1 protein-coding gene is annotated in these 988 nt (G+C 59.2%); it reads left to right on the forward strand.

The window, feature by feature from the left end:
* Nucleotides 1–83 precede the first annotated feature (83 nt).
* A partial coding sequence (locus tag ACQUQ0_RS17560; RefSeq protein ID WP_435187046.1) for an IS4 family transposase occupies nt 84–988 on the forward strand: 905 nt, incomplete at its 3' end.

The raw sequence follows: 988 nt of genomic DNA on the forward strand, positions 1-988 counted from the left end.
CATCCGTGTTCGGTTAAGCGGAGAAACCGACAGACAGCGCTCTGTTGACGAAGTTATCGTGGTAGACCGCGTGGGGAGAGAATGTGTTCAAGCAACTCTCCCCGGATCTCATACGACGGCGGTTGACTTCCCTGTTTCCCGCCGAGCTTATCGAAGACATCGCGCGCGAGCGCGATGTGGTCCAGCGTGACCGGAAGATCGACATCACGATGCTTGTCTGGACGCTGATTATGGGCTTCGCCGTCGACGGCGAAGCCCGTACCATTGCCGGGTTTCAGCGTGCATACTCCGCAGCAACCAACCAGACCGTTGCCCGCTCAAGCTTCTACGATCGATTCACGCCAGCCCTCGCAGCACTGTTGAGCGACCTCCTCGAGCACGCTCTCGAGGAGGTCGCCGTTCCTCACACGATCGCGCCGCAGTTCGAGTTGTTTCGAGAGGTGCTGATCGCCGATGCAACCGTGTTCAGGTTGCATCGGCTCCTCGATGCGTTTCCCGCGACTCACCCGGATCAATCCGGCGCGAAACTTCACCTTGTGCAGAACGCGACCAAGCAGACGATCGAGCAGTTCCTGCTCACCGACGAACGCACCCACGAGAGCAGCCAACTCCACACCGGGAGTTGGCTGCGAGGCCGGCTGTTACTATTCGATCTGGGCTTCTACAGTTTCCGCCGCTTCGCGTTGATCGACGAGAACGGCGGCTTCTTCCTGACTCGGCTGAAGTCGAACGCAAATCCGTTGATCGTCGGAGAGGGACGGAAATGGCGTGGGCGCGCCATTTCCTTGCCTGAGCGTCGTCTTCGAGACGTTCTGGGAGACCTTACTCGGGAGATCATCGACGTAACCGTGGAGATCGAGTTCAAACGGCGGGCATACGCTGGGAAGCAGTCAACGGACTCGGTGGAGTTTCGCGTCGTCGGTGTCCGCAACGAGGACACCGACGACTACCACCTGTACGTGACGAATCTGCCCGATGAGTTCACTCC

This window comes from Halobellus sp. EA9 (genome assembly GCF_051195055.1).
GTDB lineage: Archaea > Halobacteriota > Halobacteria > Halobacteriales > Haloferacaceae > Haloquadratum > Haloquadratum rubicundus.